The sequence below is a fragment of the Anaerococcus sp. HMSC065G05 genome (assembly GCF_001812365.1).
Taxonomy (GTDB): Bacteria; Bacillota; Clostridia; order Tissierellales; family Peptoniphilaceae; genus Anaerococcus; species Anaerococcus vaginalis.
Map to the genome: position 1 here is coordinate 58670 of NZ_KV808690.1, position 25153 is coordinate 83822.

At 31.0% G+C, this 25153-nt stretch carries 8 protein-coding genes; 2 read left to right on the forward strand and 6 right to left on the reverse strand.

The window, feature by feature from the left end; translation table 11 throughout:
* Positions 1-229: 229 nt before the first annotated feature.
* Positions 230-2191: a sodium-translocating pyrophosphatase gene (locus tag HMPREF2852_RS02450; RefSeq protein ID WP_019118758.1), complete on the forward strand. Its 1962-nt coding sequence runs from the start codon at positions 230-232 to the stop codon at positions 2189-2191.
* 427 nt (positions 2192-2618) lie between these two features.
* Positions 2619-3335 (forward strand): TraX family protein, encoded by a 717-nt coding sequence (locus HMPREF2852_RS02455; protein ID WP_070605791.1) that lies wholly within the window; start codon positions 2619-2621, stop codon positions 3333-3335.
* A 625-nt stretch (positions 3336-3960) separates the two neighbouring features.
* Here HMPREF2852_RS02455 and HMPREF2852_RS02460 read toward each other — a convergent pair.
* From HMPREF2852_RS02460 to HMPREF2852_RS02480, 6 genes are all read right to left on the reverse strand, one after another.
* Positions 3961-5481, reverse strand: a complete 1521-nt coding sequence (locus HMPREF2852_RS02460; RefSeq protein WP_070605792.1) for an RNA-binding domain-containing protein — start codon at positions 5479-5481, stop codon at positions 3961-3963.
* A gap of 197 nt (positions 5482-5678) precedes the next feature.
* The gene (locus HMPREF2852_RS02465) at positions 5679-6587 is read right to left on the reverse strand and encodes a hypothetical protein (protein ID WP_070605794.1); all 909 of its coding nucleotides are present in this window, start codon (positions 6585-6587) and stop codon (positions 5679-5681) included.
* Between the two features lie 148 nt (positions 6588-6735).
* Entirely contained in the window at positions 6736-7980 is a 1245-nt protein-coding gene (locus HMPREF2852_RS02470; protein WP_070605795.1) for an MSCRAMM family protein, read from the reverse strand.
* A gap of 24 nt (positions 7981-8004) precedes the next feature.
* Positions 8005-10332: a SpaA isopeptide-forming pilin-related protein gene (locus tag HMPREF2852_RS02475; protein ID WP_070605796.1), complete on the reverse strand. Its 2328-nt coding sequence runs from the start codon at positions 10330-10332 to the stop codon at positions 8005-8007.
* A gap of 192 nt (positions 10333-10524) precedes the next feature.
* The gene (locus tag HMPREF2852_RS09975) at positions 10525-12600 is read right to left on the reverse strand and encodes a SpaA isopeptide-forming pilin-related protein (RefSeq protein ID WP_261667916.1); all 2076 of its coding nucleotides are present in this window, start codon (positions 12598-12600) and stop codon (positions 10525-10527) included.
* 14 nt (positions 12601-12614) lie between these two features.
* On the reverse strand, positions 12615-24872 hold the full coding sequence (locus HMPREF2852_RS02480; RefSeq protein ID WP_261667918.1) for a SpaA isopeptide-forming pilin-related protein: 12258 nt from the start codon (positions 24870-24872) through the stop codon (positions 12615-12617).
* Positions 24873-25153 lie beyond the last annotated feature (281 nt).

Genomic DNA, 25153 nt, shown 5'->3' on the forward strand with positions numbered 1-25153 from the left:
CGATAAATCGGGATAAACAACCGAAACGGGTGGTTGTTTATCTGATCTAGATGGGTTTGGATTTTCTTTATTTTATTGCTGAAGTTCTAATTTTCCCATAAATTTACAAATTTTTTCATAAATCTCAAGAATTTTCTTCTTTTTTTCCAAGTTTCTTTCAAAAATGATTGTTTATATCAATTTTATGTTATATAATAGTAAGAGTAAAATTTAATAATAGGAGGAATTTATGTTATCTGATTTACTACCTGTTATAGTGGCAGTTATCGCTATTTGTTTTATGGGACTTCAAATTAAAACAAATATACTTCCAGTTAGCGAAGGAAACGATAGAATGAGAACTATATCAGGAAATATTAAAGAAGGAGCTATGGCATTTATATCTCGTGAGTATAAATACGTTGTTATCTTTGTAATTATTGTTTCAATTCTTATAGCAATTTTTATTAACATTAATACCATGATTTGTTATATCCTTGGCTCTTTATTATCAATGGCAGCAGGTTATGTAGGTATGAGAATTTCTACAGCCTCAAATGCTAGATGTACAAACGAAGCTATGGAAAGTGGACTTCCATCTGCCCTTAAAGTTGCCTTTGCTGGTGGATCTGTTATGGGATTTGCAGTAACAGGATTTGGACTTTTGGGAGTTGGAATTGTTTATTTGATCTTTAGAGACCCAACAATCCTTATGGGATATTCATTTGGAGCAAGTTCAGTTGCACTTTTCGCAAGAGTAGGTGGAGGAATCTACACAAAAGCTGCAGACGTTGGAGCTGACCTTGTAGGAAAAGTTGAAAAAGGAATTCCAGAAGACGATCCAAGAAACCCAGCAGTTATCGCCGATAACGTAGGAGATAACGTAGGAGACGTTGCAGGAATGGGAGCTGACCTTTTTGAATCTTATGCAGGAGCAATACTTTCATCAATGGTTCTAGGTTTTTCAATCTTTGGAGATGCTGGAATTAGATTTCCACTTGTTCTTTCATCAATAGGAATACTTGCATCAGTTCTTGCAGCATTCTTATTCCTAAGAAAGAAACAAAAATCCCCACAATCTGCCCTAATGATGACAATTTATCTATCAGGAGCAATTGTTCTTGTAGCATCATTTATCCTTTCACCAATATTTTTTGGAAATATGAAAGCAGCAATTTGTATAATTGTGGGAATACTTGTAGGAATTGCAATCGGATTTTTATCAGAAGTATTTACATCTGAAAAATATAGCCAAGTAAAAAGAATTGCAGAAGAAAGTCAAACAGGAGCAGCTACAAATATAATCGCAGGATTATCAAGTGGTATGCTTTCAACAGTAGGACCAATCATTCTTATAGCAATAGGAATTTTAGTTTCATTCCACACAATGCAAATGTACGGAATTGCCCTTGCAGCAGTAGGAATGTTATCAATCACAGCAACAACAGTAACAGTTGACGCTTACGGTCCAATCTCAGACAATGCCGGTGGAATCGCAGAAATGAGCGGACTAGATGAATCAGTTCGTGAAATCACAGATAGCCTTGATTCAGTAGGAAACACAACAGCAGCAATCGGTAAAGGATTTGCAATAGGATCAGCAGCATTAACAGCACTTTCACTATTTGTAACCTACACCGACACATTAAACCTTGACAACCTTTCATTACTAGATTCAAAAGTAGTAGCAGGAATGTTTGTAGGAGGAATGTTACCATTTTTATTCTCAGCTTTAACAATGAATTCAGTAGGAAAAGCTGCAACAGAAATGATTAACGAAGTAAGAAAACAATTTAGAGAAAAACCAGGTATCCTAGAAGGAACAGAAAATCCAGATTACGCATCATGCGTAGACATCTCAACAAGAGCATCCCTAAAAGAAATGGTAATACCAGGAGCATTAGCAATCGTAGTACCATTATTTATAGGAAAAGCATTTGGACCAGAAACCCTAGGAGGACTATTAGCAGGAGCCCTAGTAACAGGCGTTTTAATGGCAATATTTATGTCAAACGCAGGTGGAGCTTGGGATAATGCAAAGAAATTTATAGAAACTGGAGCAGAAGGCGGCAAAAACTCACCAGCCCACCACGCTGCAGTAGTAGGTGATACAGTAGGAGATCCATTCAAAGATACATCCGGCCCATCACTAAATATCCTAGTAAAACTTATTACAGTAGTATCTGTAGTATGCGCAGGATTATTTATCTAATATAAAAATAAAAGCTGTTACGAAATATAATTATTTTGTAACAGCTTATTTTTTTCCATTTTTTTATTAAATCTAATGGGGATTTTATAATTACTTAATATTCTAAAAAATAAAACTAACTATTACCCATCTCAATCGAATATAATGAATAGAGATAGCTCTTGAATTAAATTTATATTACGATTTATTCTTTCTTTTAAAATCTTTTTTATTAGCTTTAAGTACAAATTAATCCCTTTTTTGAAATTTTAATTTGAGACTTTGATAATTAATATTTATATTTTCCATTACAAATCACAAGTTTATATATTTGAATCTTCAACATAAGCAATAAAAAATACTATATTTATTTTCAAGAAAAAATATAGTATAATATAAAAAACTTAATTATAAAAACATACAATTTAAAAATAGAAAGGAATAGAAAATGGAAAAATTTAAACAAATACAGAAAAATTTTCAATTAAATGGTGCCCAGATGAAATATATTGCTTTTATTTCAATGTTTATCGACCATTTTAACAAGGCAATCATCACACCAAAACTAAATTACCAACAACCACTAGTTACAATATCAATGATTTTTGATATACTAGGCAGAATCGCCTTTCCGATTTTTGCCTTTATGATTGTAGAAGGCTTTTATAAAACAAAATCAAGATTCAAATATCTAAGAAATCTATTGATTTTCGCCTTAATTTCAGAAATACCTTACGATATGTTCCAATCAAAAGTTTTTATAAATAACAGGTCACAAAATATAATGTGGGCTCTTGCCCTTGGACTTTTTACCTTGATTATTGTTGACAAATTAAAAGAAAAAATCAAAAACAAATATATCTGGATTTTTCTTTCAATACTAATCGTTGCAATAAGCGCAATATCAGCAACCTTGCTATCATTTGACTACGATTATTATTCCATAATAATAATTTTTATCCTCTACCTTTTCTACGACAAAAGATTAGTTGGAAGCCTTTTGGCATACCTTGTAATAATAAAAGAAATCTACTCAATATTAGGATTTGCAACCATTAATTTTTACAACGGAGAAAAAGGAAAGCAAAATAAATGGTTTAATTATTTGTTCTATCCGGTGCATTTGTTGATACTTGGGATTTGTAGGTTTTTGTTTGGCTTGTAGATATTTTATAAATATAAATTTATCCTTAATAAATCTAGGGTAAATTTATATTTAAATATTTTATTTTCGCTAAAAAATAAAATAACAATTATTTTCTATAATTATCTATCTTAGTTCATAAATAAATAAATACATAAGTTTTTTCTAAATTGACTTATAAATACCATCACATCTATTTTCACAATAATCTTCTTTTAAAATAATTAGAATCAAATACAATTTATGATATTGTTGAATTTTTCATATTTATTGGCACTTTTAAGTAAATATATATTCCATTATTACTTCACATCTATCTTCACACAGATTTCATTTTAATTCACATCTATATACAGCTATTTTTAATAAAACATTGAAATATTAATGTTCTATTAATTTATTGAGCAAACAATCATAATTATATGTCTTCACATCTGTCTTCACATCTGTATTAACATTAATTTTATTTTCAATATTTAATTAATAAATGAATATTGAAATATCAATCTTTATTTAAATTTTAAAATAGCTAATTGTTATAATATATCTTCACATTTGTATTAACATTAATCATTTTTAAAAACATAAAGCTAATTTAATTATATAATTTTACTATAAATTTATTAATCCAATAAAAGTTATATAATTACATATGATTTTTTAATACGTCAATCATAGAATACATTACTTCAATAACACTATATTTAGCAAAATCCTTATTAATATTTATCATGTACACATATTTATTTCCTATTTTGGATTGATATAATATCCCTTTATCTTTGAGTCCATTCAAATATTTATAAGATGTATTTCTATGAATATTTAAATTATTTACAATTTCATTAACTGTAGCTGTTTTGTGTGCTAAAATGAATTCAAGTATATTCCTTTCTATTTCATTTTTTATATCAAAGCTATCAATAATGGAAGTATCCCAAAGAGTAAATTCAAACTTATCAATTTCAGTAATTAAAGATGGATATCTATATTTATTATATTCTACAGCTTCCATTATTTTAGGCACCCCAGATCCAGCCTTTTCACATAAATTTACCAATCTAAATATTTCCTGTATATAATAATTTCTAGGTTTAGAATGCTCCCCTTTGAAAAAATCAAGTTTACTTATTCTAAGAGAGCCACCATTCTTAAATGTTATATTATCAGAATATCTAGTTATAACTATACCTAAATCAACTTGATAATCACAATGTATTATAGAGTTTACTAAAGCCTCTCTAATTGCAATTTTAAATTTAGAAGATGATTTTCTAGTTATAGAATCAGACAATATCTCTGAAGATTCGTTTACAGTAAGATACAATTTGTCTGCCGTTTTATTAAAAAAATTATATAAATTATCCTCTCCCCATGTTCCATCATATATCAATCTGTCAATAAAACCGTAATTCTTGTTATTACCTTTTTTACTAATATATTCAACATTATAGTGAGGTAAATATTCTTTAATAGAAGTATGCTTTCCAAAAACTAATAGACCTGCCACTGTAGGTTCAATATCACTATTCTGTCTTGATTGTCTTAAAGCATTAATTTTAATGAGAAAGTCGATATTGCTTAGTTTATTAAAAGGATGTTCAGGTTTTCCTTTCTCAAACTTATACCTATATTCATTAATAGTATCAATATCGAAATCATTTATAGAAAAGCCTTTTATAATTTTGCTATCAAAAGATATTTCGAGAGAGTCCCTTATCATCATCTCTATAGTCTTTCTATCACATAAATAATCATCTCTACCAATTCTTCTATAAGTATATCTATCATTATCTTTTAAAAAGATTGGCATTTCAGAATAACTCATCTTAGGTATAGGAACTATCAATAAATCTATATCCTTATTTTTATATTTTATTTCTTTTACATCATTAAAATCAATGGGATTATAATTTATAGCTTTTGGTTGCAGTAATAAGTCATACATTCTACTTTTTACTTTATCTATATTTTTAACACCCACCGCTTCGAATTTGCCGTCTTCAATTTCTTTAACGCCTAAAATTAAATATCCTCCATCAGTATTAGCAAAAGCACTTATAGTTTCCAATGCATCTTTAGGAAAATCATTTTTTGCTTCTTTAAATTCTATATGTTCATCTTCACCATTTTTAATTGCCTTATCTAAAAATTTATCAAAATTCATTATTAAATTCTCCTGACTCAAAAACTATGTTTTACTAAATAAAAGACCTAATTAAATTAATTTCAAATAAAATCCAATACTGGTTTTAGATATGATATTATAACATATCGAATTAATTATTATATTAATTTTTTATTTATCTTTGACCATTACCTAGCTTATATTAAATATACTATAGATTAAAATTTTATTCTATATTAATTAAGAAACAGTAAACTAAAAGGAAAATCTAAAAAACTGTCTGAATTCATTAGTTTTTTTAATATATTTTTAAATTTATCTTTATAACGGAACACAAAAAGACAATAAATAAATAATATTATTAAAAATCTATCAACACCGAGGAAAAATATTTTTACAAAATTTGGAAACTCATTTATATCAACTTTAGATAAAAAACTATATATAGCAAGATTAATTTTAGAGTTTTGTGTAAGTATGATTAATATATAAATAAATAAATTAAGAAAAGCTAGTATTATTCTCATAAATGCAAATTTATCCTTTAGTTCTTGCTTTCTTATTGAATTTATAATTAATGTTTCTTTAAATATGTATTTATAAATTGAACTATAGTTATCATAATTAATACATAAAGAAATAAAGGCGAATAACAAAGATATTATTTGCCAACTATTAATACTTATTATTCCAGCTAAAAAAATCAAGGAACCGAATATTATTAATTTTTTGTAAGATATGCATAAAATATATTTTCTAATAAAATCAAATAGTTTAAAATAAAATAAAATAATTAGTATTAAATAAATATATTCACTTACTTTCTCTATTTTTATACAATTATTAATTAACCTTATAATAAATTTTAAATATATAATTAGTATAAATATCAAAATAATATGAGTTAAACTCTTTAATCTCATAAAATCCATATTATTTTTTAAATTTATAGATTTCTTAGCCTTTATATCTATAAATAGTTTCAAAATCAATAATATAATAAAGATTATTATATAATATTTAATCAAATTTAAATTATATGAGCCAATCTTCCAAATTTTTATTCTAATAATTAGTAAAATTATTCCAATTACAATATTACTTATTTTATATTTTTTCATTGATATTTCATTAAATAATCTCATAAAAATCTCCTTTATTTGATTTTATATATAAAATAAATACAAATTATCAATAAAATATGTAGAAGAAAAATAATTTATAATATTATATTAAATTCCACAAAAAAACTACCCCGCCAAGCAAGGTAGTTTGTTTTTTTCTTATTATATTTTATTCTTTAGCCCTTACAAATTTTACTCCAACTCCTATCATTAGTAGGCCTAGTAGTAGGATTAGGTAGATTGTTGCGTCGCCGGTTTTTGCCATGGCGTCTACTCTTTTGCTTAATCTGTTGTTTCCTCCTTTTGGGCCTGGGGTTGTTGGTTTGTAGTTTTTAACTTTGATTGTTTTGTTTGATGAAGTTTCTCCAATTGTAAAATCTACTGCGTCTAATTCTGGAACGTAGCCTTGTGGGGCTTTTGTTTCTATTAGTCTGTAGTCGCCGTAAGGGAGATTTTTTGTTTTAAATTCTCCGTTTTCGCCACTTGTTAGGGTGTAGACTTTTCCGTTTTCTTCCAAGTCTTTGTAGCCATCTTTGGTTTTTTCTTGAACCTTAAAGATTGCCCCTTTAAGTGGATCGTTGTTAGTTCCGTCGATTTTTTGGAATGAGAAATAATTTTCTGGTTTGTCTTTTTCGTTTAAAAGCTCAATACTTCCTGATCTTTTAAATTCACTTTCTTTTCCGACGTTTTTTTCATAACCTTTTAGAGGTTTTGTTTCTTTGAACTTTACCTCTTCTTCTAAGCCAAATAATTTAATTTGACCTTTTTGGTCTGTGAAAATTTCTGTTATCTTCCCATTTGGGGAGTAGGTCAATTGTTCGTTGCCCTTGTCGTCCTTAATTTTGTTAAATTTAAGAATCTCGCCCTTTTTATTTATCACATTAAAACCAACTCCAGAAAGGACTTTTGTTGTGTCATCCTTGTCCCTTTTTGTAAGAGTTAGGGTATCAGGAGCTTTTTTTGGATAAATTGTGAGAGGATTTTCTGTGTTTTCGTCAATGATTGCTAGGAAAGGAATGTATGGTCTTGATGGATCATTTGATCTATATCTTAAAAGATATACTCCCTTTTCCAAGCCTTCAATTAAAGCAAAAGCCATCCCATTTTTTTCTTCTGATTTGATAGAAGTTTTCATCTCTCCCAAATCTTTTGAAATTTCCTCATCATACTTGTCCTTATAAGAATTTATAAGCTCAAGTTGTTTTTCTGGTTTTTCGATATTTTCGATTTTACCATCAGGTACTTTCCAATAATCAACATAGTCAACTACGATTTGTTTGGAATTTTCATCAGTATAATTTGTATTAATTCTTAGGCTATTTCCGCTTTCAGCATAAGCCAAAAGAGGAGCAACTAGCTGTAATATTACCATAAGAAATATGGAAGATATTAAATTTTTATTGAACTTTTTCATAGTAACTCCTCTATTTAGTTAATATTATGCTTGTTCTTTGTTAGCTTTCATTTTGTAAGCTGCAAGTCCCATAATCATAAGACCAGCTACTACAAAGATGATTGATCCGATTCCACCTGTTTGTGGGATTGTTACTTTCTTGTTTGGAATCTTCTTACCGAAATCATCTGTTATTGTTTCAGTAGATGTGTATTCAAGTTCTGTTTCGCCTTGTGCACTCTTGTATGTTCCGTGTTTAACTTCGAAGTCAACAGTTGTATCATTTAGAGCATAGCCTTCTGGAGCTTTAATCTCTTCTAATTGATATTGTCCAGCGTATAGACCAGTTACTTCAAATCCACCCTTAGAGTCAGATACGAATACTACTGCATCAGCTTTGTCTCCCCAAGTATATGCATTTGCTGCGTCTTTGAAAGCTTTGTTGTATGCTTGTTGAGCTGTATCAATAGCTGCTTTTGCTTCTGTTCCTTTTTGTCCTTGTTGTTCTTCTGCTGATAGTTGGTTGTATGCTTCAACTTTTGCATCTAATTCTTTTTTTGCTGTTTCTAAGTTAACTTTTTCAGCAGCAGCTTGTGTAGATGTTTTAGCTACTAGATATTTACCTTTAAAATCAGGGTAAGTATCATTATTGTTTTTAACAACGAATTCAGCGCCTGCTAGTCTCTTTGTACCATCTAATTGATCATACTTAACGAATTTTCTACCGTGATTTTCAACTTTTGGTTCAGTTGGTTTTAATGTATCTGGGTTAGTCTTATTGTTGACATTAAGAACTCCTGCCACATCAGTTGTAGTATAAGTTGGGTCATATCCAACAACTGCTTCTCTTACAGTGTATTCTTTACCTGCTTCTAATCCAGTGAATTTACCTTTGTACCATTTGTCTCCTACTTCAAATTCAATTCCAGGGCCTGCTACTAATTTTTGTCCTTGTGTATTTTTATCTGTAAGAGTTATAGATGCAACGCCTTTTCCATTAGCATCTTCTACATAGTAAGTTACTTCTGTTACTGTAGGTTCAGCGTTTCCATCTCCCCATGTCTTGTTTACAGTGATTGACTTGTCATTACCAGATGTTACTTTACCACCACCATTAGGTTCGCCTGGTGTATAAGTAATACTGTTTGTTTGTGGCTTATCTACAACTGTATCTTTGTTAACAGTTGCTGAATATTTGAAGTGGAATGTTACTGGACCACGTTTTAAATATTCTACTAAAGTATCAGTTACTTGAGCTTTTGTAACTTTGACATCAAAACCGTTATCTCTTTCAGTTACATATTGTGCTTTAGTTCCTGCATTAATAAATGGTTGATTTGTTTTTTGAGTTTGACCATCAGCGTCAATGTAATCAATTGTAACTTCAAGGTCTTTGTTATAAGTTAGTCCTTCAGACATAACGTCTTGCCAAGAGAATGTTTCAAACTTGTAGTTTCTTGGGATTTCTGTCTTAGAATCGTAAGGAACTTTTTTGCCTAGTTCTGCAGAAACAGTTTTCTTATTAGCTTGATATTTAGCGTAATCAGCACCTAAATCTGCCTCAGCAACGTCATTACCATTTTCATCTACCCATTTTTTGTTTTCTGCATCGTATTTAGCGTGGTTCTTATCGATTTTAACCTTATCAGTTTCGATATTCTTTGGATAAATGAATAGTTCTTTTAGATATCTTGTACCTTTTTTGATTGTTCCAACATCTGTTGAGTTTGTTAGAGGAAGGGTTAAACCAAATGGTACTGCAATTTGACCTGTAATTTTTTCAGGAATTTTACTTTCAATTACCCAGTAATAACCTTCGCCTAGTTCTACTGTGGCAAGACCTTCTGCTGTTGTGTCTTCTGTATGACCATCAGTAAGACCTGTTCCTGTAGCTAGAGCAAGTTTATTTGCTTCAATTGCTTTTAAATTAGTGTCAGCTGCACTTGCATCTAAATTTTGAGCTCCATTATTGATTAGTGTGTTCATTTGGTCAACTGTCTCAAATTTAGATGAGTTAGCTTTTAGTAGTTCTAAGATTTTTTCATTTTCTACATCGTCTTTTCCATTGATTTTGTAGAAAGTAAATTGAGCTCCTGCTAAAGCTTTAACACCAGTACCTAAGTTAGCGTAATCTTTAGCATCAATTTTACCACCAGTGTGTTTCCATGGTGCTCCTTTAGCGTAATCTTCTTTAGTTGTTAATTTGTAAAGATTAACTTTTGTTTTAGTTGGCTTTGTTTCAGAAAGTTGTCCTTCTGATAATGTGCCAGTTGGTACTGTAACATCAGCCGCACTAGCATTTACAAAAGGTGCTGCAACTATTCCGAACACCATTGCGAATGCTGTTAAAAATGACAAAATTTTGTGTTTCATAATTTTCTCCTTTTTATTTTTTGTCAATTTGCCTTGATATGTTTTGGCTTTCGCCTTATCAATTATGTATAATCTGTATTTCAAGATTTATACTAGAAACATTCCTACATTTATAATAACCCAAGCTTGCAAGAAAATTTTATTTTTCTTGCAAGTTATTATTAGGTTTATTACCGAAAATTTTTAGACATCTTATACTATAAGTTTATCTTTTCTTTTTGAATAGGTCAATACTGCGACAAACATTATTATTAGTCCTAGGATTGTGTATCCTATCCAAACTCCCGGGCCTCCTGTGTGAGGATATTCTGCCTTTTTGTTTGTGACTAAAATTCTATTTGTATCTGAATTTTCTTTATTTTTATCTTGAATATTCAAATCAATTTTAGAAATCTTATGGTCTTTCTTATCCTTATATATTATTTTACCATTTTCTACATCAAATTTGAAGACTATATTTTCAACAAGTGCGTAACCTTCTGGCGCTTTTGTTTCGACAATTTGGTATTCGCCATTTGGAATTTCTTTAAATTCAAATTGACCTTGGGCATTGGATGTAACTTTCCATTTTTCTTTTTCATCGTCGTTTGGTAAAAATTCTTTTCCGTCTTTTCTTAGTGCAACGAAAATGCCCTTATCATTTTTTCTATGAATTTCAAATTCCGCTCCGGCAAGTGCCTTGTCAGGTTTAACTGCGTCTACTTTTTTGAAGTAGATGTCTGGGTTTTTGATATTGGCGATGTCTAATGTGATTAGATTGACGTCACGGTCTAGATATTTACCATCGTAGGCTGTCATATCAACTTTGTTATCGCCCGCTGTTATTTGCGTTGCATTTTCTAGATATTTATCTAGGACTAGTTTTGTGTCATTTTCGCCAAATTCTACTTTGCCACTTGTTTTATTGATTGTGCCGATTTGATAGGTTGCTTTTGCTCCTATTCTTCCTTCGTCTTTGTATGGCATATCCACAATAAATTGATAGTATTTTTCTTTTTCTTCTTGTGGTGTTTGTCCTTGTTCTGATCCTACTGGTTTATTTTTATCTTCTTCCTTGTATGGAGGTGTGATTGTTAGGGTCAAGTTTGAACTAGCTCCACCGTTGATTTTAACTTTATAAGAAGTGTTGTCTTTATTTCCTATCTGATTTGCTTCATCGCCTGCTACTAATCTTACTTTTGTATTTGCTTGACTTAGTTTTAGTGATGGGTCTGTGGATTCTAGGATTAGTTTTGTTTTCTTTATGTCGCTTGGTTTTGCTTTGATGGTTATTTTTTGTCTAAATGTTTTGTTTTCTTTGTCTATTCCGATGATTTCTGTGTCAAGATTTTCTGGCTTGTCGCCATTTTGTTTGTAGGTTATATTTTCTACAGTTTTCATCTTGTCTTTTGTATCATCGAATGAGTTTAGCCATTTGACTTTACCATCTCTTGTTACTTCAAGTTTCCAAACTGCGTCAGATTTGGTGTAGCCTTGTGGAGCTTTTCTCTCTGTTAGGGTGTATTTTCCTGCTGGAAGATTATTAAATAAGATTGTTCCATCAGCTTCTACATTTCCTATATTTCCTGTATACTTATCATCATTATCTTTTTCTAGTAGGAACTCTGCTCCTTTGATACTTTGTCCATTTTCGTCAGTTTTTCTTACTCTTATTTCTGCTTTCTTGTAGTTTTCTATGATTTGTTTATTATTTTTTATTTCTACAATATTTCCTTTTTCATCTACTTTGAAAGAAGAAACTTCTTTTGTTGGCAAGTCGTAGTGTTCATCATCAGGTGTGACGGTTTCTATAACTCTGTAATCACCTTCGGATAATCCTTCCCAAGAAAATACTCCGTTATCGTCTGATATTCTTGTTGAATTTTCTACTTCATCCCATGATGAGCCGTTTTGTTTTTGGAGTTTGAATGTTGCTCCTTTTAAAACTTTTCCTATGCCTAAATCTTTGAGCGATTCTGGATTTTCGCTTGATTGGTCTACTACATTTGATAAAACTCCGCCGTCAATTTTTACAAATTCTATTTTGTTTTTGAAGTTTAGAAGTTTTAATTCTTTGTTAGCATCTCCAATCGCTCCAGGATTAAAGAATTCTGACCAGGTTTCGAAGTGATCTGTGTGTGTTCGTGTGTTACCATAATAGTCATTCTTATTATATACCGCTTCTGATCTTGTCTCTAGGGATTTGGCTTCTCCTTCCAATTCTCCTTTGATTTCTATTACGTAGGTTGCATTGTTTGGATAGTTATTTTCATTAAGTACATCATTCAATACGATTTTATCGGTTAATGTATTGTCTTTAGTAACTTTATAATATCTATATCTTCCAATAGAATAATCATATTCTGAAAGTCATAACCTTGATAGTATTGAACTTCTGTGTAAACTCTCCTAGCATATACATCATAGTCATATTTCGAATCGCTTACTAATTGTAAGTTATCTTCGTTTATATCGTAGGAGTCTGGCAAGTCTCCATTTTGCCATTGAGTTTTATGACTTCCTGAACCAGTTTTAACATAGGTTTTTACTGATAGCTTATCATTTATCTTGATATATTTATCTGTTGTAAATGTTAAATTCTTATTCCAAATATTACTGTTCCAAGGATTTAGATAAAGTATTGCTGTAAAGGTCTTTTGATCTGGATCAAGTCTTAGCATATATGATGATATAGCTGTATTTGGATTTTGGTATCCATCGTATTTATCCTTAGCATTCCATCCTCTATAGTTTATATTTATAGAATTTGAATAATGATAATCTCTATTTGTTTTATCGGTGTTATCTCCTATGTTTACATCGACTGTTATTTCTTGTGTATGGTCTACAACTCTTCTGTCTGGGAAGATTTGCATAAACATTGACATAAAGTCTGGTCTGTAGTCTCCTACGTATTTTGTAAAGGTATAGGTAATTGATGTTCTATCAGGATTTATTTTTGCCTCGGCAAGTTTTCCTGCAGGTCCGATTATATCAAATTGTGAATCTGGATTCTTTCCTTTGTTATCATTATCTTTAAATATTCCATCTAAGTCTATATTGTCTGAAAAATCAATTGTGAAATAATCTCCAGGTCTAATTTCTTTATTAGGATCGATTTTAAACTTAAGGTTTGCAATCATTCCTTCAGCCTTGTTTGGATATACAGTTGTTTTATTAGGTATATCAGCTGTTGAAATTAATTCTTTTTGTTCTCCATCAAAGGTTATATATTTTGAAACATCTTCTTTTCTTGCTGGAGTTTCGCCCCAATCTCCTCCTCCAAGAGTGATTAATTTTTTCTTGGTATCTAGGATGTAGCCGTTTATTGTTTTTCTTTCTTTTAACCAATAGTAACCATAAGGCAAGTCTTTGAAAGAAATTTCTCCATTTTCATCTGTTATTCTTTCTTCTCCAACTTGTGTTTCGTTTTCGTCGGTTTTGTGAAGGGTGTATTTTACATTTGCAAGTGGCATGTTATTTTCGTCAACTTTTTTGATTTTAAATTCGCCCTTGCCTGGTTTTTCGTTTACTATCTTACCAAGTGTTCCAATGTTATCATCGGTAACTTCTTTTTCAATGAAATCATCGCCGACTTTGTCGTAGATGTAGATTTTTCCATCTAGGACTCTGAATTTCTTGACTGGACCATTTACTTGCATGAAGCCTTCTGGTGCATTTGGTTCCATAATTTGATAGAAACCATCTGTTAAGCCTTCGAATGTAAATTTACCTTTTGCGTCAGATTTTCCTTTGTAAGCACTGTTTTTGAGTGTTACATCTTCTAAACCTGCTTTACGCTCTTTTGTTCCATCGGATTTTTCGATGTACAAACCTTTGTCATCTTTTTTGATAAATTCTATATCTTTTGTTACTGGATAGTAGCCGTTGTTTTCTTTGTAGTAATCTTTTGGATCTTGTTTTTCTAGGATAAATTCTACATTTTGTAGTGGATCTTCCTTGGTTACAAGTTTGCCACCTTCTCCTTTTACTTCGTCTTTACCAACTTTTGTAAATTCAACTTTATTTTTTTCGTTGATTACTTTGAGTATAGAATTTGGATCAGCAATATTGATTGTTATTCCATCTCCGATTACTTTTCCATCTTCTGTAACAAGTTGTCCTCTTGCATTTTTAAGCTCTTTGTTATTTTTATCTAATACAGCTTTTAATATAGCTATAACTTTTCCAGGATTTTGTGTATCATTTACAAATAAAAGTTTGTATTTATTTGATGATAGCTTATATCCTTCTGGTGCTTTTTCTTCTTCTAGAAGATAAGTCTTACCAGTTTTGATTCCATTTACATCAAACTTATAGATTCCAGCATTTGAATCTTTTGCAAGGTCGATAGTTGTTTTAAATACATCCTTATCGTCTTCTGTGTTGGTTAGTTTTAAGTGTAACTTACCTTTTGTGATGTTGTTGAATACTTTTCTACCATTTGAATCTGTTAGGAATCCTTTTGTTAAGTAGAAGTATTGTTGTTTTTCATCGTTTTTGACGTAGAAATTGCCAGCTCCATCTGTATCTACTTCTGTATTTCTATTTCTAGTAAAGATGTATGAGAACTCTTGGGTTTTATCTACCAATACATTTTCGCCGCTATCGGCATCCTTTTTCATTTCATAGAATTTCTTCTTAAGCTTGTAGTTATCTTTTTCGTCTTCGTAGATTTGGATAACTATTTGCCTGGTCATTTGTTTGAAGCCATCTGGCGCCTTAGTTTCTATTAATGTGTAGATACCTTTGGATAGGTTTTTAACTTCAAATGTACCATCGGTTTCTATGAGCTCATAAGGTGCTGATGATGAATTTCCATCTTTAGCTTCATCTAATTTTGTAGGATCATCAGAGTTTTTGAGCATTACGAATTTGGTTTGTTTATCTTTAATTAATCCTTTGTTTACATCTACCTTCTTCCACTTCAAATCAACTGTGGTTTTGGTGTTTGTTAGGATATAAGAAAATTCACCAACTTGTTTTTGTTCCAAATTGCTCTTTTTATCAAATCCATTTTTGATATAGGTTGTGTAATAATTATCTTTTTCTTCATTTGGATTTTTATCATGATTTGCGTATTTTTCGTAGTATCTTTTTTCTAAATCTTTATCGTAGATTGCTTGTAGACCATTTTCAGTTTTTACAACTTTTATTATCCACCTATCTTGAATAGCCTTACTGTCGTAACCTTCTGGTTTGTCGGTTTCTCTTAGTTCATAGATTCCTTCGCCAAGTGTGTCGAATGTAACTGAACCAGAATTTTGAGAACGTGCGCTTTTGTTGTAGGTATAAGTTGCACTTGATACTGCATCATTTGTATAGTCATAAGCTTTGCTATCAAATGTTTGTCTTAACTTTTTGAAGTTGAAATATACGTCTGGAAGACTATTTCCATCTTGGTCTTGTTTTTTAAATACGAATCTAGTTTTTTTGTAGTTTGCAATCTTGATGTCTTTTGGATTACCTTTATCGTCAAGTTGTGGATTGTTTTTGCCATCCGTTTGATTTTCTGGCGTAAATCTTACTGACGCATCGTGGTCTTCAAAGACTATTTTTAGTTTGTAAGTTTTTGGATCTTGCTCTACTCTGAAATACCATGGATCAGGTTTTATAAATTTCTCCAAAACTCTTGTTTCTTGTAGTTTGTACCTACCAACGCCAAGATTTTTGAAAGTGAATTTTGAACCTGCGTAAGCATATAGAGGTTGATCATATCCACCAGGGATTGGCTTTCCATCTTCATCAACTTGGGTTACCCTAAAGTCTGATGAATCTACCGCAATATCTTTTCCTTCCTTATCTTTTACACCTTCGATTTTTTGGAATTTGAAGTCGATATAATTTTTGTCGTTGTAGAGTGCAAGAAGTTTGCTTTTATCTTTTGATAACTCAAATGCTTCATCTGGGTTAGCAACTTCAATATATTTTCCTTCAGGACCCATCACGTAGCCTTTGACTTCTTGTTTCCATGCACCTTTTTCATCTTCTGTGAAGGTTATAGTAATGAACGCATCTTTTAATTTATAACCATCGGCAGGTTTGATTTCTTCTAATATATATGTTCCCGCTGATATATTTGTAAAATGCAATTTACCTTGACCTGTTGATGTATCTTTAGCATAGCCAGCTTGTTCATCAAAAGGCTCTACTCTACTTCCTTTTTCCTTACTTACTGTTTCATCGTATTCAGGTTTATTTTTTATATTTTTGACTATTGTTTGAGTCTTATTACCAGCACCATCTTCAACAGTTTTCATCTTGACTTTTCTTAAGCTAAATACAGCGCCTTCTAGGTCTTTGTTGTTTTCCTTAGCCTTTTTGTTAAACTCAAGCTCAGTTGTCTTCAAATAGTTAGTTACTTGAGCATCATCTATTCCTTGATAAGGAGCATCTGGTCTTGCTGGATTTGACTTTCCATGGTCTGGAACTATCTTTATATATTTGTTGAAATTAGAATCGGCTGTTCCTAGACCTTTGATTTCTTTTCCTATAAGCTTTTGCTTTTCTTCATCTGAAACTACTTCTTTGTTGAAGTCATCATTTTCAGTAAATTTGTGTGTGAAGTAGAAATCAATTCCCATGTAATCTGCATCACTAGGCTCTTTCCCATCATATACAAAGACTTTGAAATACCATTTTATTGGATTTCCTTCATCATCAACTGGCTTTCTCGCCACATTTGGTGTAATTATTTCAGTAAGTTCGTAGATACCTGGAGTCAACTCTCTAAAGTAGTGATCTCCTTCTCTTGCGGTAGCTTCTGTAACTCCGTCGTACTTCTCATCATGGTATTTTGGGAAGTCTTTGGCTTCATTTTGACTTTCTGAAACATGACCAGTCTTTTTGCCCTTTTCATCTAATATGTTATTATAAAGTTTTTTATCACCATTAATAATTTTACGAGCTCTAAATTGTGCATCGTTTGTTTTACCAATACCATCTATTACTTTACTTACTCTAAGAGGGATTCTAAAACCAGACTCGTCTTTATTGAAAATTTCTGTTAGGTTACCATTAGAGATTGTGACTGTTAGATTGTTGTTTTCATCAACCTTAGTCATATCAAGTTTGATTTGAGATATTGTTTCTGTAGCCCACAAGCTTGCGTTATTTTCTTCTCTTTCGTATTCAAGAATATATTTTTTGTTTTTATCAAGATTTGTGAAGTTTAATTCTCCTTGGTATGGAGCATTTTTCTCTTCTCCAACTACAACCCATTGTTCTGGTGTAGAGCCTTGTGCTTCTTGGAATACTTTAAGTGTAAGTTTTCCGGCAAATCCTTCTGGTACTTCCTTACTATTATCTTTTCCATCTTTTTGATTTAAGTAAGTAAATATTGCCTTAAGATTTACATCTCCTTGTTGAGGTATTTGTTCAAAAGTAGCATTTACTGTTACATTTGATGCTGGCATTGTGAATTTGTTGCCATTAAGAGTGATTTCTTTTCCATTAGCATCTGTTACTTTTAGGTCTTTTAATCTAAAGCCATTAGATGGATTAACTGTAAGAGTTATTTCTTCATCTTTATTAATATTTGTTGATTTACTTGCAGTAACACTTCCATTTTCACTTGGATTTATTGTTATTTTGTAAGTGTTTGGTGCTGGTGGTGTTTCTTTTATTTTTTTAGTGTAAAGTTCCCCATTACTTTTTGGATAAGTACTGCTTATTAGATTTTCTTTTCCATTATTTGTAAATTTAACACCTTTATCTATATCAGATTTATTGATAGGATAATTTTTACCAAAGTCGGTGCCTTCTTTTAAATCAATTGTGTAAGAAAATTCTAAACTTTCGCCTTTTTTAAGATTAATTCCATCAAGGCTTATGGTATTATTTGTGCTATCTTTTACAATGTTATTAGAAATATCATTTGTTCCAAGTTTTGCACTGGTACTTAATAGATTTATTGATGGTCTTAATCCTATATCAAGTTTTCCATCTTTTACTAAATAACCATCTGTTGGATTTTGTATTCTTTCTTTAATAAAATTATCATCAGTTAAAATGTTTTTATCAAAGAAATCTTTATTTACATATAATCCTTTACTGTTGTTATTGTCAACATCATTTTGGAAAAATTTAAAATGATCACTTTGTACATTACCTTTTATATCATTGGCAGTGTTATTTGACATATAAGTAATATATTCATTATTTAATCCAGAATAAAAGTCTACGTGTGTCATCCAAGTATCAAAATGAACTGGTTTAGCTTTATTTCTAAATTGCCAAATTATTTCTGCTGCTTGGAACTTTTTACGATTTCCATCGTTTTTATCACGAAAAGTTTTTGCATCAGTAGATAGAAAGTTAGATATATCAATAAATATCCTCTTATCATAAGCCTTTGTTGTATTTGTAATTTGGTTATAATAAACATCTCTATTTTTTGCTAATCTATCATTTCCGTCAATATTATTTGTAACTCTTTTTTTGATTCCAACTTTTCCAAGATAGTCTTTGATTGTAACATCTTCTCCATTTGGATTTGATGGAGTTGTCATTTTGTAAGTTTGAGTATCTGTAATTGACTTATCAAGTGCTAGTAAGTCTTGATTTACTCCTCCTACTATTCCGTTAGTTGCATTATCATATTGGATAAAGGTTACATCTATGTTTGCATTTGATTTTTTAGCCTTTTCAACTATATCTGTTATCAACTTATTGATATTTTTATCTAAGGTTGCTCCATTCGGATTACTCTTATTTGTGCGTTCTGATACATCTTTTGATCTATCTATAACAAATACTAATTGGATATTATTTCCAATTATAGTTTCTTCTCCAGAAATTTGTTTTTCTTTAGGGCTAATTGAAAAGTTTATTGTTCTTTCTCCATTTGTTGTATCAACTTTGCTTGCCTTTACTGTGACATTTAAATCGTCAGTGCTTGAATCGTATTTTATTTCTTGTAAATCTTCTTCCAAGCTTGGAGCAAGAAGTCTGTTTATTGGCAATTGGCCTGATACATCAAGTCCTGACATTTTGTATCTTAGACTTTGTGCAGAATAATCAACTTGATTTGCATTTTTATTTTTTGTTGGATTTTCTCTATATTTCTTTACAACACCAAATTCATCAACATGGACATACCAGAAGTTAGGATCTTTTTCGTAACCTGCTGGTCCTCTGAACTCTTCTAGTACATAGTAACCTGGTTTTAGGTTATCGAAAGTGATTATACCTTGGTAATCTGGAAGTAATTTAGGATCTCTAGGATGTTCTTTGTGATCTGGTCCTGGTTCTGTTATAGGATCACCTGGCGTTACTTTTTCAATATATTCTTCAGGGAATCTCTTTTCCTTGTCTTTGTAATAGATATTATAATTTTCATCAGCCTTGCTTAGTCTAAAGTAAGCACGTCTTAGACCAACCTTACCTGTATAAGGTTTTATTGCATTACCGGTCTTTTTGATTGAAAATTCTCCAAGTTTTTGTTCTTTACTGAAGTTTATAACTCCTTCAAATATTGAATGAGGGCCTGTCTTAGCAGATTGGGTAGGATGTCTTACAATTATTTTCATTGTTCCATCTGTCGCACCATTTACTAATAAGGTTATACCAGATGTTTTTCTATATCCTTTTGGAGGTTTTCTCTCAACCAACTTGTAATATCCATCAAATTCTAGATCGTGAAGCTCAAATGAGTAGTCATATTTAGGGTCTGTAAACTTTCTAGGGTTACCCTCTTTTTTCGCTTTATTTTGTACTATAGGATGTTTATTTATAGGTTGTCCAACAATTTGTCCATATACATCCGCTGCATATAAGTCAAACTCTAGTGGGTTTCCATCTTCATCATATAGTATTTCAGTGGCTTTTTGTGGTTGACTTTCCAAATCTCCAGTAGATAAGTATTTATCAAATACGAAATCTTTTTTTCTAGCTTCATTTCCTATTTGGAAAGCTTGTACACGATCTTTGCCATTTATGATACTATCCAAAGGCACTTCTTTTAGACTATCAGAATTGATATTTTCTTTTTTGTCTACTTCATATAATTTATATTGAAGTTCTCCCTTGTTAGCTCCGTCTTTGATCTCAGATACTACAAGCTTCCATCCATATAGGTTGCTTTTATTGTAGCCATCTGGAGCTACTTCTTCTTGGAGTAGGTAGCTACCGACTTTTAATTCGTCGAATTCTATATATCCACCGCCTCTGAATTTTTGTCCATCAACTTCTTCATCGCTATGAGTAGGAGCATCGGTTTCAAATCTACCATCTCCTGCCTTACCACCAGTATAGATATCTCCATCGATGGTTGATAGGGCTGTAAGCCTGAATCTTGCGTTGGCTAATCCAAGGTGTTCTTTGTCATTATCTCCAATATATTCGCTTCTAACTTTCCTTATTCTAATCTTAGTTTGTTTTGGATAGTTTCTTACAATTGTAAAATCATCTTCTTTTTCATTAGGAATATTATCGCCTACAAAATGTAAAACTACTTTATTTTTTCCAGCAACTGTTTCTTCTTTTGCTTCAAGAATATAAAGTGGGGCTTTTTGGTAGCCTGCTGGTACTTTTGTTTCTTCTAGGATATAGTAGCCTTTTGGAATTTGTTCAAATTTGAATTCTCCATAATATCCTTTTGATGTTTGTTTGTAAGTATCATCGTATTTAATTGTAGCTGGATCTTTTATTTGATTTTTTACATCTTCAACAGAGTCTGCTGTTACTTTTCTTAGTGTAAATTCTGCTCCATTTAGTTTTGTAAATTCATTTTTCTTTACAAATTCTAAATCTCCAAGGTTATCTTGGATATTTGTTAATTTGACTTTGACTTTGTTGTCTTTGTCAATTTCTACCAAGTTTTTGCCTTCAGCAGATTTTGGAATTTCTTTGTCTTTTATTATTACTTCTGTTTTGTAGCCATCGTTTACATGAATTTCTGGTAAGTTTTTGAATTTGTATGGTCCTTTATCTTCATTTACTAAGCTTCTTTTTACTTGAATTTCAAATTCTTTGATTGGCTCATATCCTGATGGAGCTTCTTCTTGAACTATATAATAACCTGGTTTTAAATATAATTTTTCGTTATTATCTTTTTTGGAAGTCCATTCTACTTTTTCATTTGTGTATTTGTTGATAAAAGTAAATTTTGCTCCTTCAAGTTTTGTCTTTCCATCATTTGTATATTTGTCAATTTCAAGTGGTTCTGTAATACGACCTGTGATTAGCTCTTGGTATTGTCCTTCTTTGGTGTGGCTGTAGAAAACTAATTGAACTGTGTTTGCTTTATCTTTGTTCCAATCAGAACCTTTTTTGTAAGATGCAATGACTTTCTTTAATAATTCATTAGCCATCTCATATTGAGTGTTTTTTACGATTGGATAATTTTTGATAGTTGTTTCTTTATCTTTTAATTTTCTAAGACCTTCGTAAGTATTGTGATTTTTTTTCTCTCCATCGAAATAATCACCTTTCCAACTACCATCAGAATTTCTATCTCCTGTTAGGGTGTAGTTTACTTTCCATGAATCTTCGTTATAATTTGATGAAGTTTCGAAAAAGTCCTCTCCTATGCTTAAACCATCAGTAAAGTGATGGAGTACTCTTTGGTACATGGAGTTTTCGATGAGCCTGTGCATTACTTCGCCATTAGTTTCGCTTCCAATTAAGTCGTTGAATTTACCTAGGGTATATTCTTTTTTGACTTGTTCACCATAGAAATAAATTCTTTTCATCAAATCTTCCATGGCTTGACCTTGGCTCATTCCGTTTGGATTTAATACGATACCATCGTCTGTTGGTGTTCCATTTAAGTGGTTAACAAGTCTATAATTTCCCTTAGGATTTCCTACAATTTCGTTAAGTCTTGATATTAAATAATCACCTGATGGATCTTCGTGAATATCTAGGAATATTCCATCACTACCTTTAAATGCCGGGTCTGGAGTACCATTGTTGAAACATTGTACCATATCAAAGTTTTTGTTGATACGCATTATTGGATATGGATTTTCTAGGTAGGCTAGGTATTTATCTGTTAGGTCTTTGTTGGAAACTTTTTTTGTAAATAAGTTTATACGTCCACCAGTAGTTGTTTCTCCTACTAGATTGTTTACTTTTTTCTCTTTGATATTTGCTTCGAAACGATAAGTATCATCTCTTGTACCTATTTGGTTGTCATATTCATAAGAGATTAAAGTTCCTGGATAAAAATCTCCATATTCTGTTACAACTTCACCTATATCACGAGTTCTTTTATAAAGTCCATTTTCTAGTGGGACATAGTAGAACACTTTTGGATTAATTGGTTTGCTTGGTGTATTATTTATTAAAAAATTAGGATAGTTAAAGGCTTGGTCTGGTTTTTCGCCAAGTCTTAATAAGTCTAGTGCGTACCAGTCGACATTTTTATCAGAATCTCTTTTTGCATAGATTGTTCTTGATGAATCGTAGTAGAAGTTCTCGCTTGTAAAGTTATCTCTTTCGGTACTTTTTGCAGGAATCATTGTTTCTACTAGGTTAAATGGAAGTTTTGAAAATTCTCTTGCTTGTTCAGCTCCCTTCATCCATTTGATGATTGCTGGAAGCTTGTTATATTCTTCTATAAATTCGTCAAGCATTTTTTTAATGTAATTGCCATCTGGATTTATTCTTAGACCTATAGAATAATAATCGTGTAGACGATTTTTGTTTACTTCAGCTTTTACTCTAATATATAATTTTTCTCCAAGAGCATTTTTAGCTATTGAAGTGTTTTTTTGTAGAATTTCTCCCAATTTTGATGATGAAATATAATTATCTGTATAGTCAAGATCATACTTATTTGTTGATGCCTTGAACTTGAAATTATTTAAACCTTGTTCCGCTCCTGCAAATATAGAAACATTTAAATTATTAAAATCAAGATTCTTATCTTTTAGGGAAGCTGTATCCACTTCTATGTTCCATTCTACAGTTGGATTTGTACCACCTTTATATTGTTGTTCGGATGTCCAATTTAGTTGGAATGGATAATGTTTTGCTTCACTTTGTCCTTGGCTTACAACATTGTAAGAGCTTTCTACAGGATTTTCATCATTTATAGTTACATGTTTAGTTGGCATTGATTGGATTGGGTTGTTTTTTGGTGCAACCTTGATGTCAATGTCAATTTCTGTTTGTCTCCCAATATTAGCTAAATCAAAACCCAAATATTGGTCTACTGTTAATTTAGTATCTTTTGTAACACGGGTTTGGAAAACATACCTTATTGTATGTTTTGCTTTATCATATACTGGGCTTGCTATTAGTCTGTTACCATCATACAAATCATTCCATGTTTGACCGATGTCATCTTTTAAATATGGTCCAAGTTGAACTTCAAAATACCAGCCTTGAGGTATAGGATTTGCTGGAGATGCTTTGACATTCATTTCAAGATTTAGGTGGAAAAGTTTACCATCCCATGAATTTGATGGGACTTTTCTTGGCAACTGTCTAAGCATATTTGCCCTAAAATTTTCATCCCTATCTTTTTCTACAAGAGCTTTTATTGCAGAATCATTTTCTGTCATTAATTTTTCTTGACTTTCTAATGACAAATTATATTTTTCGCCAAGTTGTGTAAGAAGTTTTTGTATATCTTCGATTGAATTATTTTCATCTTCCAAAGCCTCTTTTAATTCTTTGTTGGCTTTTTCAAAATTTGCATTTTCTTCTTTTTGTTTTTCTTCTTGGGCTTTCTTTTCTTCTTCTTTAGCTTTTTGTTCGGCTTGCTTTTTTTCTTCTTCGGCTTTTCTTTCTTCTTCAGCTTTTTCTTCAGCCTCTTTTTGTGCCTTTTCTTCTTCAGCTTGTTTTCTTTCTTCTTTATAAGCATTCAAGCTATTTAAATCATTTGTCAAAGAATTGGTGTCATAAAGATTTTTCTTATCTTCATTAATAAGGGAAAATATATCTCCCTCATTTTTTATATTCCAATTTCCTTGTTCATCCTTTTCAAACAAATTGTAATTAGGGTCAGGGGATATATTTTTAATAAATTCTAAATTGAATACTAATTTATCTTGGTTAAGTAATTTTTGATTTCCATTTTCATTAAAATCGAAATCATCTAATATTTTAAAGTCTATGTATGAATAATTTTCTCCATAAAAATTATCTTTTTTGCCTTGTTCAAGATTTTCCATCTCATTTTTTGTAAGGATTTTATATCCTTGGTCTTCTTTGATGATTTCAAGATCAAGATCAAGACCTTGCAAGTTTAGCATATCTTTTATACGCCAATATTCCTTGCTGGCATCTTCATTTGTTTGGAAAAATTTATCTTCATAAAGCTTGAGGTCATTTCTTTTTACAAGTCTAAAACTTGAACTTGTAGAAGGAAGACCTACTGCAATAGAAAATTTGCTTTCATCCTTATCTACCTTTTTCTTATCATAAATTTTTTGGGAATCTGTGATAGACAAATAAGCATCTTCGTTCGTTTCAAGATTTTCAATGTTTTTTATAGTATTTGGTTCAAGCTCTTCAGCCTTCGACCTCGTAGCAAAAGCTGGTAGCATAACTTGCAATACCATAAAAAGTGCGATTGCAAATGATGTCAATTTTCTTAATAACCTTTTCATAAGAACTCCTCAAGGGCAATTTTATGTTTTTTTTTTTTGAAAATTACCTAAATAATTATGACTTGTTATCCACAAGTCTAGTTTTTTAGCCAAAAATAGCACATGATTTTTAAGCAGTAAAATTATTGCCACATTTTTTTCCTGTGCATTGCTAAAGTATCAGCCTACATTTTTTCTTAAATAAATTAGTATGTCTTTAGGATTTTGATTTAAGCATGGAAAAATTTCTTTGAAATCATCTTATTTCAAAAAATTAATTTAAATTTTAAATCGTCCTAAAA